The sequence below is a fragment of the Sporosarcina sp. FA9 genome (genome assembly GCF_051550205.1).
Taxonomy (GTDB): domain Bacteria; phylum Bacillota; class Bacilli; order Bacillales_A; family Planococcaceae; genus Sporosarcina.
In genome coordinates this window covers 1,704,623-1,722,420 of the sequence record NZ_CP188819.1, presented here as the reverse complement: position 1 = coordinate 1,722,420, position 17,798 = coordinate 1,704,623, and the positions used below count along the sequence as shown (strand labels likewise).

14 protein-coding genes and 1 other RNA gene are annotated in these 17,798 nt (G+C 37.6%); 2 read left to right on the top strand and 13 right to left on the bottom strand.

The genetic code is table 11. The features are described from left to right. Positions 1-10: 10 nt before the first annotated feature. From ACP8HH_RS08400 to ACP8HH_RS08365, 8 genes are all read right to left on the bottom strand, one after another. A complete protein-coding gene (locus ACP8HH_RS08400) occupies positions 11-1,504 on the bottom strand; it encodes a carboxypeptidase M32 (RefSeq protein WP_438318548.1) in 1,494 nt (497 codons plus the stop codon). Between the two features lie 160 nt (positions 1,505-1,664). Further along, positions 1,665-3,575 carry an ATP-dependent DNA helicase gene (locus ACP8HH_RS08395; protein WP_438318545.1) on the bottom strand — a complete coding sequence of 637 codons (1,911 nt, stop codon included), beginning with the start codon at positions 3,573-3,575 and terminating at the stop codon, positions 1,665-1,667. A gap of 60 nt (positions 3,576-3,635) precedes the next feature. Further along, a complete protein-coding gene (locus tag ACP8HH_RS08390) occupies positions 3,636-4,763 on the bottom strand; it encodes a THUMP domain-containing class I SAM-dependent RNA methyltransferase (protein WP_438318542.1) in 1,128 nt (375 codons plus the stop codon). Between the two features lie 527 nt (positions 4,764-5,290). Continuing rightward, an RNA gene (gene rnpB / locus ACP8HH_RS08385) (RNase P RNA component class B) lies at positions 5,291-5,672 on the bottom strand. A gap of 86 nt (positions 5,673-5,758) precedes the next feature. Further along, a complete protein-coding gene (gene gpsB / locus ACP8HH_RS08380) occupies positions 5,759-6,055 on the bottom strand; it encodes a cell division regulator GpsB (RefSeq protein ID WP_438318539.1) in 297 nt (98 codons plus the stop codon). A 97-nt stretch (positions 6,056-6,152) separates the two neighbouring features. Beyond that, positions 6,153-7,409, bottom strand: a complete 1,257-nt coding sequence (locus tag ACP8HH_RS08375; RefSeq protein ID WP_438318536.1) for a ribonuclease H-like domain-containing protein — start codon at positions 7,407-7,409, stop codon at positions 6,153-6,155. Beyond that, the gene (locus ACP8HH_RS08370; protein WP_438318533.1) at positions 7,399-9,684 is read right to left on the bottom strand and encodes a DEAD/DEAH box helicase; all 2,286 of its coding nucleotides are present in this window, start codon (positions 9,682-9,684) and stop codon (positions 7,399-7,401) included. Before ACP8HH_RS08370 ends, ACP8HH_RS08375 begins: the two co-directional genes overlap by 11 nt. Continuing rightward, complete coding sequence (locus ACP8HH_RS08365; RefSeq protein WP_438318530.1) at positions 9,671-10,045, bottom strand: YppE family protein; 375 nt, start codon at positions 10,043-10,045, stop codon at positions 9,671-9,673. Before ACP8HH_RS08365 ends, ACP8HH_RS08370 begins: the two co-directional genes overlap by 14 nt. 169 nt (positions 10,046-10,214) lie before the next feature. Here ACP8HH_RS08365 and recU point away from each other — a divergent pair, with 169 nt between their 5' ends. Then, positions 10,215-10,844 carry a Holliday junction resolvase RecU gene (gene recU / locus ACP8HH_RS08360; RefSeq protein ID WP_438318527.1) on the top strand — a complete coding sequence of 210 codons (630 nt, stop codon included), beginning with the start codon at positions 10,215-10,217 and terminating at the stop codon, positions 10,842-10,844. A 2-nt stretch (positions 10,845-10,846) separates the two neighbouring features. Next, positions 10,847-13,375: a PBP1A family penicillin-binding protein gene (locus ACP8HH_RS08355; RefSeq protein ID WP_438318524.1), complete on the top strand. Its 2,529-nt coding sequence runs from the start codon at positions 10,847-10,849 to the stop codon at positions 13,373-13,375. Between the two features lie 32 nt (positions 13,376-13,407). Here ACP8HH_RS08355 and ACP8HH_RS08350 read toward each other — a convergent pair whose 3' ends face one another. From ACP8HH_RS08350 to ACP8HH_RS08330, 5 genes are all read right to left on the bottom strand, one after another. After that, positions 13,408-13,755 (bottom strand): YpoC family protein, encoded by a 348-nt coding sequence (locus tag ACP8HH_RS08350; protein ID WP_438318521.1) that lies wholly within the window; start codon positions 13,753-13,755, stop codon positions 13,408-13,410. A 2-nt stretch (positions 13,756-13,757) separates the two neighbouring features. After that, the gene (gene nth, locus ACP8HH_RS08345) at positions 13,758-14,411 is read right to left on the bottom strand and encodes an endonuclease III (protein ID WP_438318519.1); all 654 of its coding nucleotides are present in this window, start codon (positions 14,409-14,411) and stop codon (positions 13,758-13,760) included. 9 nt (positions 14,412-14,420) lie between these two features. Beyond that, positions 14,421-15,131 carry a DnaD domain protein gene (locus ACP8HH_RS08340; protein WP_438318516.1) on the bottom strand — a complete coding sequence of 237 codons (711 nt, stop codon included), beginning with the start codon at positions 15,129-15,131 and terminating at the stop codon, positions 14,421-14,423. 147 nt (positions 15,132-15,278) lie between these two features. Beyond that, positions 15,279-16,574, bottom strand: coding sequence for an asparagine--tRNA ligase (asnS, locus tag ACP8HH_RS08335; RefSeq protein WP_438318513.1), 1,296 nt, complete (start codon positions 16,572-16,574; stop codon positions 15,279-15,281). Positions 16,575-16,606: 32 nt separating this feature from the next. Then, positions 16,607-17,797, bottom strand: coding sequence for a pyridoxal phosphate-dependent aminotransferase (locus tag ACP8HH_RS08330; RefSeq protein ID WP_438318510.1), 1,191 nt, complete (start codon positions 17,795-17,797; stop codon positions 16,607-16,609). Position 17,798 lies beyond the last annotated feature (1 nt).

Below are 17,798 nucleotides of genomic sequence, written 5' to 3'. Positions count from 1 at the left end.
GTCTAATTATTTATAAATTATAGAGCCGTGTGTACTTTTCACTTAAATAATCTGCTAAGTACTTTGCATTGAGTCCTTCTCCAGTGACGTCTTTAATAATCTCCAAAGGTTTTTTCATTTTTCCATACTTGTGTATATTCTCTGTTAACCAGTCAAGGATTGGTTGAAAATCTCCCTGCAAACAAAGTTCGTCAAAGTCCGGCAAATCTTTCAACATTGCATTTTTAAACTGTGCCGCATACATATAACCAAGTGCATATGATGGGAAATATCCAAATGAACCACCCGCCCAGTGAACATCTTGTAATACGCCTTCTCCGTCATTCCCGGGTCTGATTCCAAGATATTCTTCGTATTTATCATTCCAAATTTCAGGCAAGTCTTTAACATCGATTGTTCCATTGAAAAGTTCTTTTTCAATTTCATATCGAATCATAATATGAAGCGAATAAGTTAATTCATCTGCTTCAATACGGATCAAAGACTTTTCTGAAGCATTAATTGCACGTAAAAATTCCTCTAACGTAATATCTTTAAATTGCTCTTCTGAATAGCTTTTCAGCAAATCAAAATTGTACTTCCAAAAGTTTTCATTTTTACCAACAAACATTTCATAAAAAAGTGATTGTGATTCGTGTATTCCCATTGAAGTTCCGCTTGCAATTGGAAGACCTTCTAGTTCTTCGGAAATATTTTGCTCGTACAGAGCGTGTCCACATTCGTGTATCGTACCAAAAACTGCAGAACGAAAATCATTTTCATCATACTTCGTTGTAATTCGAACATCACCAATTGTAATACCCATTGCAAAGGGATGAACGGTTTCATCTAAACGACCTGCCTCAAAATCATAACCAAGTTGGTTTAAAAGATCATGACTGAACGCTTTTTGATTCTCTTTTGGGAAGTTTTTAAATAGAAACGAGGTGTCCGGTTGATTACTTGACTCAGAAATTTTCTTTACAAGTGGTACAATCGTTTTCTTTAACTGTCCGAACACTTCATCAATAATATCGGTCGTCAAACCGGGTTCATACTGGTCCAGTAGCGTATTGTAGGGATTTCCATCTTTTATACCCCAATAACTAATAAACTTTTTAGTTGTAGCAACAATCTTTTCAAGATACGGCAAGAACATCTCAAAATCGGATTGATCTTTTGCTTCTTCCCAAACCGATTCTGCATGTGAAGTTAAAACAACATACTCACGATACTCATCCGCTGGAATTTTCTTGCTTAAATCAAAATTTTTCTTCACTTCTTCATAAGTCTTCAATAATACGGGATCTAAATTGTTTTTCTTTTTCCCAAGTTTCTTCAAATAAGCTTCCATCTCTGATGAAACACCCATTTTAAAATGCTCGGCTGACAACGTACCTACCGCTTCCGACCGAGAAGCGATTCCCTTTTTTGGTGCACCCGTACGCATATCCCAATACATAATTGATATTGCTTCATCATAGGCACTCATCTTTTTCAAAAGTGCTAAGAAATCTTTCTCCATCACATATCTACTCCCTTTTCAACAATTCCATCTCTTATATATATTACCATAATTCACTGTATCTTTTAACCACAGAACTAATTCACTACATATCGCAGACACATTCAATAGTATGCAAAAAAGCCCTTCCAAAAATCGGAAGAACTTCTTCTCAAAACTATTAAACCGTAATCTTCATTTTTACAGGAAAAATCGACTCTATTTCATTCGTCATTTTCTGTTCTTCAGCATCCAACAAAAGATGTATCGTTCCAGAATCTTCTGAAGTACGAATTAAACGTCCTGCACCTTGTCGCAACCTAAGTAACATAAACGGCAAATCAACTTCTTTAAACGGATCTTCCGCATGCTTTCGTCTTGCTTCAAAAAGAGGATCCTTAGGAGGGAAAGGTAAGTCATGAATTATAACACGAGTTAGCGCATCCTGCGGTATATCTAACCCTTCCCATAAGTGATATGAACAAAGAACTTGGATGTTCTTTTGTTGGAAATCTTTGATCATTGAAGAGAGTTCACGTTCTCCTTCAAAAGAAATTCGGTCCTTCATATCAACGGGGACTTGTTCCATAAACCTGCGCATCATAAGCTCAGATTTAAACAGAATAAGCGTCTGTTCCCCGTCCTTTATTAATTCAAGCGCTTGATTGGCCTTTTCTTTAGAAGCGAGATTGTGTGCAAAAACTTCCATTACCTCTTCATAATCAAACGGTGAATCCACAGAAAACGATAAAAAGTCCTGAATACCAAGACCATCTGCTAAATAAGAAAAGTCTTTTTTAATCGACAATGTAGCAGAAGAAAATACAATTGGCGTCTTCGATGAAAATAACTTTTCTCTTAAGATGTCTGTTACAAGTCTAGGCATAATAACAAGCGTCGTTTCACCTTCAGGGGACTCTAACCAATCCACAACATCAACCTTAGTTGTAAACAATTCCATTGAATAAATATATTGATCAAGGTATTCTTCTACCATTTTCAAATCATATTCTGGAATGATAAATAGTTCGCCTTCGAAAACAAACTCCTCAAGAAGGGCAGTTGAAATTTTCACCGCTTCACTACCAATTTCCATAAGAGATGGTGCTTTTTCGATTGCTTTTCGTTCATTATCCGTAGTGTCTGCGTACACATCAAGCAAAGTAAAGAATTCCTCATGTGTATCAATAAGTCTTTCCATCAATTGCAATGTATCTTCACGAACTCCATCAACCATAACGCGTTCTAATAAATTGAGTAATGTACTATTTTGGACTTCGTATGTGAGTGCACGTTGGGCAGAGTACTCAAGCAAATGACCTTCATCAAACACAATCATAGATGCCTCGGGCAATAACGGCAGCTGACCTTGGCGAACTCTCGAATCTTTTGTCCAAATATGTTCCATGTAGAAATCATGTGAACAAATAACAAGTTCTAGGGAATCTCTATAATGATTCCGATGAATTGTTTGACCACAACGGTTACGCAAATCGCAAGCCGTACATTGTTGGATTGGGTGAAAATTCACCGTATTCCATTCTTCATCACTTAATTCCGGATAATCCGAACGATCACCGTAAGGTACAATCGACTGTAAAGATCCTGAACCATAGACAAAATCCGGTAATCGGTCTTCCAAAACTTCTATATACTCATCATTGCTTCTGTTACCAACTTCATCAAGTCTCTTTAAGCAAAGATACTGGCTTCTTGCTTTAGCAAGACGAACATCTATATCTAACCCTAGGGCTTCGCTTATTTTCTTAATATCGCCATCTTCTTTTACAAGCTGATCAATTAACGTTTCATCCGCACACGAAATAAGCGCAGGTTTTCCTGTATAACGTGCATATGCTAATGCAGGCAAAAGATATGCAATCGTTTTTCCAGTCCCTACACCGGCTTCCGCAAATAAAACTTTTTTATCTTTTAATGCTTTCTCAATTTGAAAGGCCATGTAAATTTGTTCATCACGACATTCAAATCCCTTTTCAGTTAAATCATCGTACAACGTATCTCCAATCCAATCATTTAATGAGTCATAAAATGATTTTTCCTTGGATAACGGGAATGGCATCTTTCTTTTCATGTGGAACCCCTTCCTATTTTACAGGCAAAAGAAGCGAGTACCTTCTTTAGTGAGTATGATTTACTTGCGTTTACCCCAATATTGATATAAATCAGTACGGATAAATCCGTTAAATAGCTTTCTCTTCTTTGTTGCCTTTTTACCGTACATTTCCTCAAAGTTTTCAAGTGAGGATAACATATAGACTGACCAAGATGGATATTTCTTCATTAATTGTCCCAAATCCTGTGTGAGCTGTTCCGCGTCTTCTAATTCACCCAGTCGCTCACCATAAGGAGGGTTCCCGACCATTACCCCATTGGAACCACTTAATGTTAAATCGCGTAAATCCTGTACTTGCCAATTAATTAAGCCCGTAAAACCTGCTTGAGCAGCATTTCCCTGTGCAATTCGTATCAATTCAGGATCATAATCTGACCCTGTTATGTCAAGAATAAGGTCGCGTTTTGCAACATCTTCTACTTCTTCTCGGACTTGTTCCCAAACACTGCTTTCCATCCATGGCCAATGTTCACTTAAAAAGTCACGATTAGTACCCGGTGCAATATTCTGGCCAATCATTGCTGCTTCGATCGCAATCGTTCCAGACCCGCATACAGGATCAATGAAAGGTCGATCTGGATTCCAACGTGTTAATTTAACAAGAGCGGCAGCCATCGTTTCTTTTAACGGTGCATCTCCTTGTCCAACACGGTATCCGCGCTTATGAAGTCCAACTCCACTCGAGTCAATTGTTAGTGTTACTTTATCTTTTAATATTGAAACTTCCAATTTATACAATGGCCCTGTTTCATCTAGGAATCCCGTTCTATTATATGCAATTTTCAAGCGTTCTACGATTGCTTTTTTAACAATTGCTTGACAGTCGGGAACACTATACAAGATTGATTTAACTGATTTTCCTGCAACAGGAAAAGCAGCATCGACTGATAGAAATTGTTCCCAACGAATTGCTTTTGTTTGTTCAAACAAATCATCAAATGTATCCGCATGGAATTCACCAACAATAATGCGAACCCGATCTGCTACACGTAGCCACATATTCGTTTTTGCTATCGCTGCTGTATCCCCTTCAAAATATATTTTCCCGTTATCAGATGTTGTTTTATAACCCAGTGCTTTTACTTCATCAGCAACAATCGACTCCAGACCCATCGCTGTTGTTGCTACTAATTTAAATTTATCCATCAATTATCCCACTCCTGTCCAAATACATCCATCATTTCTATATAACCACTTACTTTTTTCGATTTCAAGTGCTCTTGTAAAACAGCTTCTTTGACCCACATCGCAATTCATCTCTTTTAAAATTATGCCTTTCTAGTATACCCATAACCCTATCAAAGTAGTTATGTTGCATAAAAAAAATCGTAGAAAAATGGACTGTGAAATTCCCCCGTGCATTGCTTTAGCAATCCAATGAAGGGAATGTCTTCAAAATGTCTATCGGAAGCTTCTCTTTTTGTTAAATCATCAAAAACACCGTAATTATTTCTAGCATTTTCGTTGTTATCTATTATTTCGATTATTGTTAGTCATTCCGAACAAATCAAAACCGTCATAAGGCGTTCTATAAACCTTGTTCATTAACGACGTCCACATATCTATTTAAAATAGCAGAGGGTTGTATTTTTATTCCTTTATCTTCATTACAAAAAGAAAAGCTCCCCATCAGTTAGGAGAGCATTAGCTTTTAACATTAAAACCATAGGAAATTCGATAAGCCATGTTTTGTTCCGGTGTACTCAAACAGCTTGCGCCTCGTACTAGGGTGGTAATCATCTATCTACAGACAATGTCTGTCCCTTCCTAAGTTCATTTCCTTCGGAAGAGTGCCCCTACCATAGTTTGGGTTTCTCACTCGTGGGGTTTACCGCGTTCCATCCAACCTGTTTCCAAGTTGGCTACGTTTCTGTGGCACTTTTCAGGGAACCTCCGTCATATCCGAAGACGTAGACGTTATTCCCGCCGTCATCGTATATTATACGATGCCACGGCTTATTTTTTAGCCGAGCACGAACACTACGGTCATCTCAGAGCCGTGTGAGCATGGACTTTCCTCTACAACGTCTAGCGTTGCAGCGATTACCTAAATCTACACTATGGTATTAACAGTATACATTACATTCATTTAAATTTCAATAAGTATTTCAGCATACTAACACTTAACCACTTTACAAAGCTTATTCTTGGTCGTAAAGCTTACTTCCAAAGACATGCTTTTCTAAATTTGAGATCCGTTTCAAAAGGTCAAAGTTCGTTGTACCAGCACTTCCAGCAGATGGGCGTTTTTTCGCTTCTGCTAACTCTACTTTTAAATGCATATTTTCATTTTGTAATTCAGATATTATGTTTTTATAAGTTTGATAGTCGTGAATAACATCATCAAGAAATAAATCAACCTCTTCTTGATTATAACCTCGTAATCCTGTTTTAAATTCTTTTTCAAGAATTGTTTTTGTATCTAACTTTGTGTCCATGAAATCGTCCTTCCATATATGTTTACATTATGATGAAGTATAACATATTTTGATTATTTTTGTCTTTTAATAAAACAATTTTAATGGCTTATGTCGATTACTGCGTTTCCCCGGGAAATAGTTTCCGAAATATTCTAATTTCCCGTTTCTTAAATTCAAATTCGGAACGTGTTCTAAATTTCATCGTTAAGTTTGTATCAGTTGAAATATACCCTCTTGCTTTTTTAGTAAACATAAGGGCTAGGTCCAAGTTCTTTAGTCTATGTTCAGACAACTTAGCCAATTCCTCCAAAGCAATTATTCGTTGACGCCCAGATAACTTTCCAGCCGCTATTTCAAATGAAAAGACTGCTTTTTCATACATTTGATCTCTTTTCATAATAAATCCAAAATGAAAATGTGTTATAGGATGATCTGTACCGTATTCCTCAATTACATTTTCAAAAATGTGTCTGCTTCTACTATAGTTCTTTAAATCCGCAAACCATTTACCGATATTCGTATGTGTAGTTGCAGTCTCCAATTCAGTCCTACCTAGCAACAGCTCCGTAGAACGAATGTAAAGAGCAACGAGAGAAAGGATATCCCATTCATTATGTGTAAGAACTTTCATCAGAACTTCTGCACGTCCATTTTTCACAGCATCTTGATATATAATTGGAGCTAGATGACCGGGAATATCGCCGTCACGGTAGAAACCTAATTTTTCTTCTTCTATTTTAGTTAATTTAAACGCACCGATTTCGTCTTTCCAAATACGTCTGGAACCATGTAACAAGTCAATTTGTTCATGTTTTAACAAGGGAGGCAGCACTTTACGATTCATAGTCCAACGTGTTTCAAGCATAGGTACATCAAAGCTTTTCCCATTGTACGTAACTAGTGTTTTCTCTATTTCCCACAACTTAGAAGCATATAGAAATGCAGGTTCATGGTCAGGCCCTGGCAGAACATATTGGGTCAATTTAAAAGACATCCCAATTTGCTCAATAAATCCTAAAAGAAATATTAGTGTTCCAGCACCTTTGAGCCCTGTTGTTTCCGTATCAAAGAAAACAAGTTTTTTAAAATTATTCGGAGATAGTGGATGTTCTTCCCCAAAGTTTTCCCACATATTCACTGCTGCATTCAATTTTGAGAGCAATACATCACCATGTTTATAATTGTTATCGTACAGAACCGTTCGTTCGTATACAATTCCATGAAGATTTTCAGTTTTAGTTAGTCCAGCAGCTAGCCAATTTCCTTCGTATGAAGGCGCGCTTGCTTTAACAGCCTTTTCTTCCTCAATAGGACTGTCAGTTGTTTTTTTCAATAACTTCTTCATTTGCATTAACTTTAGTTCATAAGACACTCGCTTCCCTCCCTGCCAAAGCTTGTAGAAGTAAGTGAACATTGTTCTTCATATTCATACCCGTTTCTTGTGCTCCAATACAAACAGGGCAACCCACCTCACAAGAGCAAGATTTCACATGGTCCGCTGCTTCAATTAGAAGGTTTGCCCACCGAGTGTAAATCTTTTCACAGAGGCCAATACCGCCTGGGTAGCTATCATAAATAAAGAATGTCGGAAGATTTGTATGTACCGCTTTTACTTGCGGAACAACATGAATATCCATACGATCGCAACGAACGAAAAGTGGAATGAAAGATTGAATGGCATATGCTGCTCCAGTCATAGCATCTGTTAACCCCGCCTCTGACCAACCTTTTGGCACATGAAAAGAAAGCCATGTAGAGGACGTGTGTAATTCCACAGCGGGTAAAGAAATCGGTCCAGAACCAATATTGTCATGAGTTGTAAACCTAATTTTTTTAAAAATTGTCGGCATTGCTAGAACAGCAATATCGCCATATGTTACTTCGCTTTCGCCAAGACTCTTCTTTTCATCTTCACTCATTACCTTAAGTTCCACCGCCAAATTAGCATCCGTAAAGTAATCGACATCTACTTCAGTTACAAAGGCTTTCTTTTCTTCCCAATCCAACTTCTCAACTTGATATTGCGTGCCTTGATGAATATAAATCGCTTCTTCATGAAGTAAGGTCATTGCACTAAAACGGTCCATCTCACCGATTACAACCGTTTCTTTTGGATGCGTCCGATCAATAATCACAACATTTTCTTGTGCTGCAGATCTAAGGCTAACATCACTTGCGGGAAATCGATCCGTCATCCAATGCCATTTATCTGTCGTACGAATTAATACACCTTCACTTTCTAAAAAAGCGAGTAATTCTTGTACTTCAAATTCACCATATCTTTCAGAAACGGAAAAAGGCAACTCAAAAGAAGCACATTTTAAATGATCCATTAATATAAACATGTTGTCCGGGTGAATTCGAGCTTCCTCCGGTGACTGACCTAGTAAATAATCAGGGTGCTCGATAATGTATTGATCCAACGCAACAGATTGTGCGACATAAACAATTAGTGCCTCGTCTTGTCGTCTTCCTGCCCGTCCAGCTTGCTGAAAAGCACTAGCAATATTTCCGGGATAGCCGGTCATGACACACGCCTGCAACTGACCGATATCAATCCCAAGTTCTAATGCGTTCGTACTAATAACCGTTCGAATTAAACCTTCTCGCAACCCTTTTTCAATCTTTCTTCGTTCAGAAGGTAAATACCCTCCCCTGTAGCCCATTACTGTTTCATCAAATAACTTTTTCTTTGTCAATTCCTTCATATAAGTAACAAGCATTTCTACACGAACTCGGCTTTTTGCGAAAATAATAGTTTGAATACCTTCTAAATAAAGCATAGAAGCAATGTCCCTAACTTCCAACACTGCACTTCGTCGAACTCCAAACGTTGGATGAACGATGGGGGGATTATAAAAGATAAAGTGCTTTTTCCCTGCCGGTGCACCATTATTTGAAATCAACTCCATTTTAGAGTTTGTTAAGGATTCCGCTAGCTCTATTGGGTTTGCTATAGTGGCAGACGTACAGATAAAGACCGGATCACTGCCGTAATAGTTGCATATCCGTTTAAGTCTGCGAATTACATGCGCCACATGACTTCCGAAAACTCCTTTGTACGTATGCAATTCGTCGATAATAATATATTTCAGGTTTTCAAATAAAGAAACCCACTTCGTATGATGCGGTAAAATTCCTGAATGCAGCATATCAGGATTCGTCAAAACGATATGTCCTGATTTCCTAACTTTTGAACGTATGCCCGGCGCAGTATCTCCGTCAAATGTATAACTTAATATCGTTTCCCCGCTCGCTTCAATTAATTCATGAAGATCTGCCAATTGATCTTGTGCTAGGGCTTTTGTAGGAAACAAATATATGGCTCTTGAAGATTCATCTTCTAAAATACTTTGTAAAACGGGTAAATGATAACAAAGTGATTTACCAGAGGCGGTTGGCGTTACTGCAGTAAACGAATGTCCACTATAAGCAAGATCAAAGGCTTTACGCTGATGGCTATATAATTTATTAATTCCCTTCGCCGATAACGCTTTAATAATGGATGGATGAAGTTCTTTAGGGAATTTTGCATAAGATGCCTTTTTTCCTTCAATTGTTCTAGAGTGAATGATATTTTTTGAGAATGTAGGGTCGGATTTAAACTTTTCTAGAACGGTTCGAATGGAATCATTAGAGCTTGTCATTAATTCTTGCCTCCTCTTCAAGTGCATCGAGGAATGTTTTTAATGTATATTCTGCTGACCGAATTGAAAGAACAAAACGCTTCAATCCGGTTTTCTTATAAAAAGATTGTACGATAAATTGTTTCATTGAATCTGTTAGCGCATCAATTTGTACCGGATGTACATATTTGGGCTTTGCTACTTTTACCCATGCATAAGATTCTTCAGACCATTCATCGAGTAATATATGATATTTATCAGCATAAGGTTTAACTTCTATAAAAAAGTCAGGTTCTCTACCCTGTTCCCTCATTTGTGTATGACGATTGAGACATTCCGTACAAACCATTAGGAGTACTCTACATTTTTCTTCTAAGTTCATTGTCGACACCCTTCCATATAAGCTTTATTTTATCAGAGTTTGATTCAATTCACCATTTCTTAAGAACGTATATTCTACCGATTTGAATTTTCATGATTTTATCGGAAACTTTCTAAGTACTAATTCGTCTAATTCATATGGTATGATAGTAAAATGCGAGGTGATATGTATGACTATACGCTATCCGAACGGTAAGAAGTATGTACCTGTTCTAACAACGAAAAGTCAAAAGTTCAAAAATCCATCTTATAGTAATCGAGGAAAATCATTGGAAGATGAATTGAACGAATCCAACGATTATTATTTAAGTAGAGGCATCGCTGTCATCCATAAAAAACCTGTACCTGTGCAAGTAGTGAAAGTGAGTTACCCAGTTCGAAGTGCGGCCCGAATTACAGAAGCATATTTTGGTACTCCTTCAACAACGGATTATAATGGTGTGTGGAAAGGAATATATGTAGATTTTGAAGCGAAAGAAACAAAAATTAATACCTCATTCCCATTGAACAACATAAAAGAACATCAAATCCACCATATGCAAAATGTCACGAGAGCAGGAGGGTTTGCGTTTTTTATAATTAAGTTTACAACTTTAGAGCGATACTTTATAGTTCCTTTTGAAATGGTTGAACGAAAATGGGACAGAATGAAAGCAGGAGGAAGAAAATCAATTACATTACTTGAATTTGAAAATACTTCCGTCGAAGTCCAACCTGGCTATATACCGAGACTTGATTACTTAAATGCAGTGGAAACACTTATGAAATTATATGATGATAAGATCGAAAGGCAGGAATAACAATGAGCGACACGATTAAGTCAAGAACAGAACTGCGAAAGAGTAAAGAAACAAATCGAAAACAAAAGAAAAAACCGATAAAAGGAAAAAATATTATTAAGAAAATCTTTTTCATACTATTATTCGTTGGACTTGCTGGTCTGATTGGTGGAGGTGGTTTGTTTGCCTTTTATGCAAGCACCGCCCCCAAACTCGATGAAGAATTATTAAAAGTTCCATTATCTTCTGATTTTTTAGATATACACGAAAATGTATTCTACAAATCAGGTACAGAAAAACGCGAATTCGTACCTTACGACCAAATACCTGATACCGTAAGAGAAGCCATTCTAGCAACTGAAGATGTTCGTTTCTTTAAACATCACGGCATGGATTTTTACAGACTTGGAGGTGCAGTTCTCGCTAACTTTAAAAGCGGTTTTGGTTCCCAAGGGGCAAGTACAATTACCCAACAAGTAATTAAAAACTCTTTCTTAAAAGAGGACAAAACACTGAAGAGAAAAGCACAAGAAGCATGGCTTGCCTTCCAGTTGGAAAATAAATATGAAAAAGAAGAAATCTTTGAAATGTATTTCAATAAAATTCTAATGTCGGGATCGACATACGGAATTGGTACTGCATCAAAACATTTTTTTGGTAAAGAACTAAGCGAACTTGAGTTGAATGAAATCGCAATGTTGGCAGGAATGCCGCAAAGTCCAAACGGTTACAATCCATTCAGAAATCCCGAGCGTGCTGAAAAAAGGCGTAATATTGTACTCGGATTAATGGTTCAACATAAAAAAATTACAAAAGAAGAAATGGAAGCTGCAAAAGCAATTCCAGTAACTGCTACTCTAATTCCAGAAGCAGAAAGACAATCGAACGACAATACCAAATATGCAGCTTTCATAGATATTGTTCGAGATGAATTAGAAGCTGCGGGATTGCTTGATATTTTATCGGATGGTGTCAAAATCCAAACAACGCTCGATCCCGATGCACAAAACACGGTCGAAAACGCAATTCACTCAGATGTTTATAAGAACGATAAAATGCAAGCTGGAATGACTGTTCTAAATACTAAAACGGGTGAAATCGTCGCTGTTGGAGGAGGTCGTAATTTCTCAACTGGTTTTTGGAACTTCGCGACAGACGAAAAGCGACAAAGTGGATCAGCGATTAAGCCAATCCTCGATTATGGTCCAGCAATTGAATACTTAAACTGGTCAACAGGTCAAACGGTTGTAGATGAGCCGTATAATTATGAAGGTTCCAAAGGCAAACCCGTTCAAAACATAGATAAGAAATTCCAAGGTCCAATGACAATACGTGAAGCTCTTTATAAATCACGAAACATTCCTGCCGTTAAAACATTTGAAGAAGTTGGCCGCGCGAAAGCATTCGGTTTTGCGGATAAACTTGGTTTAAAATATACAAATGAATACCCATCTAATGCACTGGGTGGTGGTGACGACGAGTTTTCAACTATCCAAATGGCAGGTGCTTATGCGGCGTTTGGTAATAATGGCGTATATACAAAACCACATACTATTAAAAGCATAACGTTCCGTGATGGGAAGACAGTTAAAAACATGTCCCCTGATTCGGCAGTGGCTATGAAAGATTCAACTGCTTATATGATTACAGATATGTTAAGAGATGTTCTAACACAAGGTGGAACAGGCACAAGAGCGGCAATTTCTGGGTTAGATGTTGCTGGGAAAACCGGAACTTCAAGTGACGCAAAAGACTCTTGGTTTGCAGGATATACATCTAATTATACAATTGCAACTTGGGCAGGTTACCAAGACCGTACCCCTATGGAGACCTACGAAGGTGAGAGGTTTGTTCCACAAGATCTATTTAAACAAGTTATGTCATCGATTTCTAGCGGAAAGGAAACGGCAAGATTCCAACAACCGCCTTCTGTAGAAACAGCGACAATTGTTTATCGTTCAAATCCATTGATGTTGGCTAGTAACTCAACTCCTAAGAACATGAAGCGTTCCGAACTTTTTGTTAAAGGAACTCTTCCTGAATTAGTTGCTGAGGAATTGGAACTAGATGCGCCGAACAATTTAACTGCAGACTACAATGAAGATGAACAATCGGTTTCGTTAAATTGGTCACACACAGGTGCTGATTTCGATATTATCGATGGGGAAATTGAATTTATCGTCTATGCAAGCGTCAATGGTGGCGAAAGGAAAGAAATGACTCGAACAACAGACTTCACTACACTCTTTAACGGGGTAGAACAAGGAGTAACATATACATTTACTGTTGTTGCTACTGTTGATGGTCTAGAAAGTGCCCCTACTTCAGTTGAGCTAAGGATTGAAGAGCAAGAGGTAATTGAAGAAGAAATAATAGAAGAAGAGCCTATTATAGAAGAGGATATAGAAGAAGTAGTTCCTGAAGAGAATAATGATAATAATGGCAACAATAACAATGGGAATAATGAAAATAACGGAAATAACGGGAACAATGGAAACAACGACCCAAATGATGATTCCGTAAATGATTCGACTGACGATGGTCAACCCTAAGTAAAAAAGCTAAAGTCTTACGCTAAATAGCGTTAAGACTTTAGCTTTTTTTTCATAACTGAATAGCGTGCGGCTTTTTTCTTTGATTCCAAAAATAAAGTGTCTAGCTGAATATATGCATAATGACTTGCAATACGTTTTTTAATAAAATCAATACGTTCTTCTCCATTTAAAGCCAAAAGGATGTATTCACTTTCACCAGTTCGTTGATTGTTTGTTTTTCCACCCGCTTGTAGAAGACTCATATAAGTGTAAATCGCTTCATTCATTAACACCACTGCTTCTTTATCGTGCTTTGTATAGCAGGCTTCAATGCGCTCTTTTACAGAATCCCATTGCTCAAAAAACGGAGATAGCTGTTCCATATTTATTATAGTCACCTTTAGACCTCACTAACTTTCATCCTCTTCTTACCTTCTCTGCAAATCGATAACAGTGGACAAATACCGCACCCCGGGTTTTGAGCTTTGCAATGATAGCGACCAAAAAAGATGATTTGATGATGGGTATCTGTCCAATTTTCTTTCGGAGTCCATCTCATAATTTTCTCTTCAACGACAAGCGGTGAATCTTTCCATCTGTTCATTCCTAAACGTTTCGCTACACGCTCAACATGAGTATCGACTGCAAGCGCGGGTATGCCAAATGCATTTGACACAACAACATTTGCCGTTTTCCTACCGACACCTGGAAAAGTCATTAATATATCGCGATTCGCGGGAACTTCCCCATTAAACTGATCAACAAGTAGTCGACTTAGTCCTTGAATATTTTTCGCTTTATTACGAAACAAACCAATCGAACGAATATCCTGCTGTAATTCTTCAACTTCAACCGCCAAGTAATCTTCTGGGGATTTATACTTGTTAAATAGTTCAGCTGTTACACGGTTTACAAGTACATCAGTACACTGGGCAGATAGAAGTGTTGCAACAAGTAATTCAAATGGATTTTTATGAACTAATTCACAATGCGCATCCGGAAACATCTCTCCAAATTGCTCCAGACTATATTCCCATAACTTTTTCGTCAACATATAATCACCCTAATCCCGTTCTTCTAACCAGTTATAAAATGGTACCCGTTTTACAGTCTCTACCCGTTCCTGTTGAACCGGACGATTTCCAACACTTCTAAACTTTTTAGATGTACTTTCAACTTGAGCTAATGTTTTCACGTTTTTCTTTTTCCATTCAAATAGAATTCTGTCAATGTAACGAAGACTCATTTTTTCAGCGAGTACCGCCTCTTTTAAAGCTGCTCGAATGATTTCAACGGAATGCCCATCTACATCTAACCACATGGATATAGATTCACTTTCCATGGGCGATAAGAACCGTCCAAACTCTTGTTCAAAAAGTTTGTAAATCTCACCTTCAGCTTCCTTTTGAGTCTTCTGTTCAGACTCTTCAACAATAATACTTATTTTATCTGTAAGTCGAACCCATAAAGGCTGAAGCGAAAATTTCTCGTGCAATACACCGTTCGCATCTTGACTTTGCTCAATTCGAAGAAAACCACGCTGCATTAATCGTTGTAAAATCATCGATATTTCGTTTTCCGTAAGATTCATTCGACTCGAAAAATCTGTAGGTGTCGGAAATTCATTGTTTACTGATTTAAATGCGGTCATATGCATTATAAGCATTGCATCTAAATCTTCAATACCAAGACTTTTATAGTTTTGAAAAAAAAGCAGAGAAATGTTAACATTACCCTGCTCAATCCAGATTCGGAGACGATCTTCGTGTTGCATGTCCGAACTCCTCCCTTTACTTATGGATCCAAAAAACTGTCAAAGGCTATAACTGCCCTTGAAATAAGAATAATTGACATACATTTTTTAATGTATGTCAATAATCTTTAGAATTATATATGAATCATTTTTCGAACAATATTCTCTTTAAGGATACAATCTGTTTAATAAACGTGGAAACGGAATCGTCTCACGTACATGATCAACACCTGATATCCAAGCAACTGTACGTTCCAATCCTAGACCAAATCCTGAATGCGGTACTGCACCGTATTTACAAATATCTAAGTACCACGCGTAAGCAGATTCGTCTAAATTATGTTCCTTAATGCGTTGTTTCATCAGTTCGTAATCATATATCCGTTCCGAACCTCCGATGATTTCTCCGTACCCTTCTGGAGCTATTAGATCCGCACAAAGAACAACATCATCTCTATCCGGATGTGGTTGCATATAAAATGGCTTAATACCAATTGGATAATGAGTAATGAATACAGGCATATCATGATGTTCAGCAATCGCAGTTTCATGCGGTGCTCCAAAATCGTCTCCCCACGTAATATCATCGAAGCCATTTTCATTTAAAAACGTGATAGCATCGTCATAAGAAACACGTGGAAATGGTGCCTTATATTTTTCCAATTTAGATACATCGCGATCAAGTCTTTCAAGTTCCAATGGACAGTTTTGGATAACTGACTGCATGATATGAGTAATGAATTGTTCCTGAACTTCTAGACTCTCCTCAAATTGAACAAAAGCCATTTCAGGTTCAATCATCCAAAATTCGATTAAGTGACGACGAGTTTTGGATTTTTCAGCACGAAATGTTGGGCCGAATGAAAATACTTTCCCAAGAGCCATTGCAGCTGCTTCCATATACAATTGTCCTGATTGTGAAAGATAAGCGTTTTCATCAAAATACTTTGTTTCAAAGAGTTCCGAAGTACCTTCTGGCGAAGAACCCGTTAAAATCGGTGGATCTACTTTTGTGAATCCATTTAAGTGGAAAAATTCATACGTTGAACGAATTATTTCATCACGTATTTTCATTACGGCATGCTGCTTGCGTGATCGAAGCCATAAGTGACGGTTATCCATTAAAAATTCAGTTCCATGTTCTTTAGGTGTTATTGGAAAATCAACTGCTTCATGAATGATTTCAACATCTTTAACTTGAAGTTCAAATCCAAAACTAGAGCGTTCATCAACTGTTACTTCTGCTGTAATATACATTGAAGTTTCTTGAGTAATTGCACGTGCTTTAGCAAATATTTCATCACCAACTGTTTCTTTAACAACAACCCCTTGGACAAAACCAGAACCATCACGTAATTGTAAAAATGCGATTTTACCACTTGAGCGTTTATTTGCGAGCCATCCACCAATACGGACTGTTTCCCCTAAGTGGTCTGGCATTTCTTGTATCATAATTGTTTTCATAGTAACCTCCATTAGTTTTTTGAGCACATTTATTATTTAACCCAATTCTCTTCAACAAATGCATGAATTCTGCGAACTGCTTCTTCTAGCAAATCAATCGATGTTGCGTATGATAGACGAATTGTATTATTTGAACCGAAGCCTGAACCTGGAATTACAGCAACATTCGCTTTCAGTAATAGTGCTTCAGCAAAATCATCTACATTATCATAGCCCGTTTTTTCCATCGCTTCAGATACGTCTGGTAGTAAATAGAACGCACCTTGAGGCTTTATGACATTAAATCCTGGAATTTTTGAAATCTGAGGATATATTCTGTCGAGTCGCGATTCAAAATCTTTTCTCATCACTTCCACTGTGTCCTGTTTGCCGTTATAAGCCTCTAGTGCGGCATACTGGGATGTAGTTGTTGGGTTCGATGTTGAGTGGCTTGCAAGGTCTGTCATCGCATTGACGACTTCCTGATCTCCAGCGACATAACCAATTCTCCAACCAGTCATAGAATGTGATTTAGATACGCCGTTAATAACTAGCGTGCGTTGTTTGGCATCTTCTGAAACCTCGGCAATTGAAAAATGTTGCTGCTCCGCATAAACCAGTTTCTCATAAATCTCATCTGAAATAATCCAAATATCTTTCTCCAAGCAAACGTCAGCAATTGTCTGAAGTTCTTCTTTTGAATAAATCATACCTGTTGGATTTCCAGGTGAATTAATAATTATTGCCTTTGTCTTACTTGTGACCGCATTAGCTATTTGCTCTGCAGTTACCTTGAAATGTGTTGCCGCAGTTGCCTCGATATGTACAGGAACTCCACCGGCGAGTTTAACTTGTTCTGGATAACTCACCCAATAAGGTGTTGGAATGATAACTTCATCACCTGGATCGAGTATCACTTGGAATAACGTAAATAAAACGTGTTTCGCACCGATACCAATCATAATTTCATTTCGTGCATATGTTAAATTTTGATCTCTCTTAAATTTCTCAATTACAGCATCTTTTAGTGCAGGAAGTCCACCAGAAGGAGTATATTTCGTTTTACCTTCTAACATTGATTGATATGCAGCCTGCAAAATATTGTCTGGAGTATTGTAATCAGGTTCTCCTGCACCCAGACCGATAATATCGATTCCAGATTCTTTCATTTCTTTCGCTTTTGCAGTAATTGCAAGCGTTGTAGATGGTGATAATGTACTTACTCTCGAAGCTAATGCTCTCATT